The sequence below is a fragment of the Actinosynnema sp. NPDC050436 genome, from assembly GCF_040655415.1.
In the GTDB taxonomy this organism is placed as follows: Bacteria; Actinomycetota; Actinomycetes; order Mycobacteriales; family Pseudonocardiaceae; genus Actinosynnema.
Window position 1 is genome coordinate 65,366 of sequence record NZ_JBFAJV010000024.1, and the last position, 6,261, is coordinate 71,626.

Below are 6,261 nucleotides of genomic sequence, written 5' to 3' on the forward strand. Positions count from 1 at the left end.
TTCCGAGTCAGGAGGCCAGGTGTCGACGAGGAGTGAGGCTTCGGCTCGTCAGGAGGCGTTGCGGGCGCTGCGCAGCGCAGGTCGGGCAGTCGAGCCCCGCTTGCGGTCCTCGTTGAGACGGTTGCACCCCACGCTGCACACGGCTGCCGGCTACCACTTGAGCTGGTGCGACACCACAGGGCGCCCGGTGTCCTCCGGCGGCGGCAAAGCGGTCCGTCCTGCTCTGGTCTTGCTGATCGCCCAGGCTTGCGACGGCGTGAGCGACGACGACGCCGTCATGGCCGCAGCCGCGGCCGTCGAACTGGTCCACAACTTCTCGCAGTTGCACGACGACGTGATGGACGGCGACGACCGGCGCCGGCATCGCCGAGCGGTGTGGTCCGCCTTCGACGTCTCCACCGCGATCCTCTTGGGCGACGCGATGCTGATGGCGGCCCAACAGTTGCTGCTGGACACCGCCCACCCCACCACGGTCGAGGCACTGACGGTGTTGACTTCGTCGGTGCAACGCATGGTGACCGGACAGGCGATGGACATCGCCTTCGAGTCGCGGCACGACGTGGGGCTTGAGGAACACGCGATCATGACCGCCGGCAAGAGCGCCGCGTTGATGGAGTGCTCGTGCACGCTCGGAGCCCTCTACGGCGGAGCAGCTCCCTCGTCGGTCCCCGGTTGGCGCGCATTCGGCCACGACCTGGGCATGGCTTTCCAGTACGTGGACGACTTACTGGGCATCTGGGGTGATCCCGACCGCACGGGCAAGCCGGTGGGGTCGGACCTGCGGAGACGCAAGAAGTCGCTGCCGGTGGTGGCCGCGCTGACCAGCGGAACTGCCGCAGGTCGGGACCTGGCCCGGATGTACCGCAGTCCGGAGCCCCTGTCCGACCACCAGGTGGCGGCTGCGGCTGGACTGGTCACCGAAAGCGGTGGCAAGGCGTGGGTGCAGGACCGGGCAGAGCAGCACCTCCACAAGGCGCTGTCGCAGTTGGCGGCCATGGATGTCGATCCCGGGGTCCAGGCCACCCTCGGCGCGATCGCGTGTCTGATCGCCGACCGCGACGAATAGCCGACCACAGGTGCGCCGGCCGAGACGCGACCGCGCTCGCGTCGTGCCGATGTCGCCGGACCCGCAGCGCGAGGAGAGGGGACCGAAAGCCATGGAAGCCGAACTGCCGGACGCGCGAGTTTCACAGGCCGACATCTCGGAGACGGCCATCGGGGGGTTGGCGCCGGGTGACATTGTGGTGGCGACCGAGATCGTGTTCCGCCGAGGCGACCGGGTCCGCTGTCCGGCCGCTCCGGTGCTCTGGCACGCCTTGCGGAGACGCGGGCTCGACGCGCGCCTGACGGCACTGGACACGAGGTCCTCGGAAGAGGGCGAGGCGGCCGTTCTGCTGACCACCGGCCCCTTCGACGAGGGGTGTGGTGTGGCGGTCGCGGTGTCCGACCGGCACCTCTCCGGACTGGCAACGGCACGAGAGGTGATGCGCGCCGCCGCGGCGGCCGGTGGCCGTCGACGTGTGTTGTTGGCCTCCCCGCGTTCATTCTGCGCGGGCGTGGAGCGTGCCGTCGAGATCGTCGAAAGGGTCTTGGCGCGCAACGGGCCACCGGTGTACGTCCGGAAGCAGATCGTGCACAACAGCCACGTGGTGCGAGAACTGGAACAGCGGGGGGTGGTGTTCGTCGACGAGGTCGACGAGATCCCGGTCGGTGCGCCAGTGGTGTTCTCGGCACACGGGGTGTCTCCAGCGGTGCGCGCGGCTTCGACCGCGAGGGAGTTGGAGGTCGTGGACGCCACCTGTCCCTTGGTGACGAAGGTCCACGCCGAAGCTCGACGGTTCGCCGGACGAGGGGACACGCTGGTTCTGATCGGGCACCCGGGTCACGAGGAGACCGAGGGCACGATGGGCCAGGCTCCAGAGAGGACAGTGCTGGTCCAGAACGTCGCCGACGTCGCCCTGCTGGAGGTGGCGGATCCCCAACGCGTGTCCTACCTCACGCAAACCACCTTGGCCGTCGACGAGACCGAAGAAGTGATCCGTGCGCTGCGCGCGAGGTTCCCGGCTCTGCGCGGCCCACGTTCGGACGACATCTGCTACGCCACCACGAACCGGCAGAACGCGCTGCGCGCCGTCGTGGACCAGGCCGACGTGGTGCTGGTCGTGGGATCGGAGAACTCCTCTAACTCCCAACGCCTGGTGGAGTTGGCTCGTCGCAGTGGTACGTCTGCACACCTCATCGACGATGTCGCGCAGATCGAGTGGGAGTGGTTGTCCGGTGCGGAGACGGTCGGGTTGACGGCGGGCGCTTCAGCGCCCGCCAGCCTGGTGGACGAGGTGGTGGCGGTCCTGCGCGGGCTCGGCCCGGTCGAGGTCGTAGAAGAGCCTGTTGCTCGTGAAGACGTCGGGTTCGCCCTACCGCGCAAGGTCTTCGCCCATGAGCGGTAGCCCGGTTCGACGTGTCCCCGTCACGCTGTCCGAGATCGCCATGCCGGCCGATCTGAAGGCGATGCCGCGAGAGCGGTTGACGGCCCTGGCCGGTGAGGTCCGCCACTTCCTGGTCGATCGGGTCAGCCGGACCGGCGGCCACCTCGGGTCGAACCTCGGGGTGGTGGAGCTGACCATCGCACTGCACCGGGTGTTCGACTCCCCGGTCGACCGGATCGTGTTCGACACCGGCCACCAGGCTTACGTGCACAAGATCTTCACCGGTCGCCAGGCGCAGTTCGACCGACTCCGGCAGGCCCAGGGGTTGTCGGGGTACCCGAGCAGGGCCGAGTCCCCTCACGACACCGTGGAGAACTCCCACGCCTCGACGGCTTTGTCCTACGCCGACGGCCTGGCGAGGGGATTCGCCCTGCGCGGCGAGTCACACCGCCGCGTGGTCGCGGTCGTGGGCGACGGCGCGCTGACCGGGGGGATGTGCTGGGAGGCGCTGAACAACCTGGGCACCGCGACATCGGCACCGGTCATCGTGGTGCTCAACGACAACGGCCGCTCCTACAGCCCCACCAGTGGAGGTCTGGCCCAACACCTGACCGAGTTGCGCCGGGCCGCCGAGGGGCAACGCGGTCGGTCCAACCTGTTCCGAGATCTGGGCCTGGCGTACCTGGGGCCGGTCGACGGTCACGACATCCCCGCGGTCGAGGACGCGCTGCGCCAGGCGACCATGGTGGAACGCCCGGTGGTCGTGCACTGCGTGACCCGCAAAGGTCGTGGCTACCCGCCCGCCGAGGCCGACCAGGAGGACTGCCTGCACGCTGTGGGCGTGGTCAACCCGCAGACCGGCAGGCCCACGTCGCCCTCGCCTCGGAGCTGGACCTCGGTCTTCGCCGAGGAGATGGTGGCGATCGGCAGACGGCGGTCGGACGTCGTCGCGGTCACCGCGGCCATGCTGTGCCCCACCGGGTTGCTCGCGTTCTCCCGGGCGTTCCCCGACCGGGTGATCGACGTGGGCATCGCCGAACAGCACGCGGTCACCAGCGCCGCCGGTATGGCGATGGCAGGTTTGCACCCCGTGGTGGCGGTCTACGCGTCGTTCCTCAACCGGGCGTTCGACCAGTTGTTGATGGACGTGTCCCTGCACCGCTTGCCGGTCACCTTCGTCCTGGACCGCGCGGGCGTCACCGGGCCGGACGGAGCCAGCCACCACGGCATGTGGGACCTGTCGGTCCTGGCCGCCATCCCCGGCCTGCGGATGGCCGTCCCGCGAGACCCGGCGCGGCTGAGGACGTTGCTGCGCGCAGCGACGGAGACCACGCAGGGTCCTACCGCCTTGCGCTTCCCCAAGGGCACCGCAGGGCCGGACATACCGGCGCTGCACGAGGTCGAGGGTGTCGACGTCCTGTGGGTTTCGTCGAAGCCCCAGGTACTGCTGATCGGGTTGGGCCCCCTGGCTGCGACCTGTCTGGCGGTCGCCGAACGGCTCTCGCCGCTGGGTGTGGAAGCCACGGTGGTGGACCCCCTGTGGGCAACACCGCTCAACCCGGTGCTGCACCGGATGGCCTCCGAGCACGAGTTGGTCGTCACCATCGAGGACAGCGTCGAGACCGGTGGTTTCGGTGCGAGGTTCGCCCACCAGGAGTCATGTTCGTCGCAGCCCACGAGGGTACGGACGCTCGCGCTTCCTCCCGCGTTCCTGCAGCATGGGTCCCGCCCCTTCTTGTTGGCCCAGGCCGGCCTGGATGTCGACTCGATCGCGCGCACCGTCCTGTCATTCTTCGGCTCACCCGCATAGGCAGCGCCCAAGGCCCAGGCTCCCGATCGGCCGGTGCGACTGACTGGGTGTCCGGAGTTCGTCCGGGCGGTGCGCAATTCCGGCGGGCGCACTCACACGCAGTTTCCGCGCCCTTTCGGACACTGCCGGCGCACCCGGAGAGCATTGTCCAGGACGGGCCAGTCCCTCGAGGAACGATCCGCCGGATGCACAAGGCGCGCGCCACCCCGGATGTCCTCCCGACCCACTACTGCAAACCCCCCCACCTGCTGCATCCATCTGCCGATTCCCACGACTGGGCGCATCCCGCCTTCACTCTGTCGCCGGGTTGTCAGGTGAGATCCGATCACGTTCACTGGGTATGTCCTGGAATGCGGGAAGCCAGCCAAGCAGGTCGGCAAGTGCCTTCCGCTTTTTCGGAAAGGTCGGCAGAGCGCGGTCGAGCGAGGATTGACGGTGCCAAAAAACAACGGTGAGAACAGTCGGCTCCGCGCGTTGCTGAGAGACGCGAAATGGACAAATCAGAATCTGGCGCTGGCGGTCAACTCGGTCGCGGCCGAGGTGGGCATCGTCCTCCGTTACGACCGGACGACCGTGTCCCACTGGTTGTCCGGGAGCAAGCCGCGGTCGCAGGTCGTCACCTTCGTGGTCGAGGCATTCGCTCGCCGCCTGGGCCGCTTCCTGTCTCCGTCCGACCTCGGCATGGCACACGAGGACCAGGGACGACTGCCGGAGGCGGACGAATCGTCGGGCATGGCGGCATTGCACGACCTGCTGGCGACGGACCTGGATGCCACCCGTCGCGTCTGGATGACAGAACTGCCGTTCCGCATCGACTGGGCCGAAATGCCACCGTGGCAGGAAAGTCCCAGGGAGAAGCCGGCGTCGACCCATGACAAGGTCTCTCGTGGGAAGATCGTCGCCGTCAACAGGATCGCCTCCGCCTTCGCCGAGGTGGACGCAGCATTCGGAGGCGGCACGGCACGGGGCGCGCTGATGGCCTACCTGGCGACGGACGTCCTGGGCTGCCGACACCCCCACATGGACCGGAACTCCGAGCGCAAATTGCTCGCCACCGCATCGTTGCTGACCACCCTGCTGGCATTCAAGTGCTTCGACAACCTGGAGCACGGGCTGACCCAGCGATACCACCGGGTGGCGTTGAAGCTCGCCGAGGAGTCCGGTGACCTGAACGAGCACCTGCGAGTGCTGTGCGGGATGAGCGTCCAAGCCGGCTTCCTGGGACATCACGCGCAAGCGGCCAGGTTGGCGCACAGAGCCATCGGCCGTGCCGACGGTGGCGTGCAGCCCGACATCTACATCGCCCTGCTGGGACAGGCAGCCGTCAGCTACGCGGCACTGGCGCAGTGCCGATACACGGCGATGTTCCTGGCCCGAGCCGATCGACACATCGAAGACGTGGTCAGCACGCGAACACTGGACTCGACCCGAGCCGATCTTGCCTATCGGGCGGGCCACGCCCTCCTCCAACTCCGCGACTACGCCCGCGCCGAGCGCAGGTTGCAGGAGTCGTTGCGACTTCGGACCGACGACGAACGCAGGTCCCGCCTGCTGGCCACCCACCTCCTGGCGGACCTCCACCTGCGGCAGCGGAACCTGGACCAGGCATGCTCGGTGTGGACCCGGTTCCTGGACGAGTACCACTACGTGCAGTCCCGCCGGGTGACCACGGCCTTCCTCGCTTTCCAACGGAAGCTGCACGCCTACCGCCAGCACCCCACCGTGCGACGCGTGCTGACCGAGTCGGAGCGGTTGGCCGGTTGACGTGCCTGTCCACGCGTCCTTCAACCGGTGCAACATCCGGTGCGGAGACTTCCGAGGGAACAGTCATATCGTGGGAGCACAGGCACTTCCGAGCATCCCGTCGAGGTCGGCTCAGCTCAGCGTGGAGGACTGATCATGGCGTCCGTTCCTCTTCCTCCGCCCACCATGCCGCCTCCCGTGCTGTCCGAACGGCGCAAGACCCGCCAGCTGATGGTCGGGTCGGTGGGTGTGGGCAGCGAGTTCCCGGTGTCGGTGCAGTCG

4 protein-coding genes and 1 pseudogene are annotated in these 6,261 nt (G+C 68.3%); all 5 read left to right on the top strand.

The window, feature by feature from the left end:
- The first annotated feature begins 19 nt into the window (after positions 1-19).
- Positions 20-1,066: a polyprenyl synthetase family protein gene (locus tag AB0I60_RS35515; protein WP_360738101.1), complete on the top strand. Its 1,047-nt coding sequence runs from the start codon at positions 20-22 to the stop codon at positions 1,064-1,066.
- Between the two features lie 91 nt (positions 1,067-1,157).
- Positions 1,158-2,447: a 4-hydroxy-3-methylbut-2-enyl diphosphate reductase gene (ispH, locus tag AB0I60_RS35520; protein WP_360738103.1), complete on the top strand. Its 1,290-nt coding sequence runs from the start codon at positions 1,158-1,160 to the stop codon at positions 2,445-2,447.
- On the top strand, positions 2,437-4,236 hold the full coding sequence (locus AB0I60_RS35525; protein WP_360738105.1) for a 1-deoxy-D-xylulose-5-phosphate synthase: 1,800 nt from the start codon (positions 2,437-2,439) through the stop codon (positions 4,234-4,236). The genes ispH and AB0I60_RS35525 overlap by 11 nt, the downstream gene beginning before the upstream one ends.
- Positions 4,237-4,671: 435 nt before the next feature.
- Complete coding sequence (locus AB0I60_RS35530) at positions 4,672-6,000, top strand: hypothetical protein (RefSeq protein WP_360738108.1); 1,329 nt, start codon at positions 4,672-4,674, stop codon at positions 5,998-6,000.
- Positions 6,001-6,135: 135 nt separating this feature from the next.
- A pseudogene (locus AB0I60_RS35535) lies at positions 6,136-6,261 on the top strand (4-hydroxy-3-methylbut-2-en-1-yl diphosphate synthase); the annotation flags it as partial.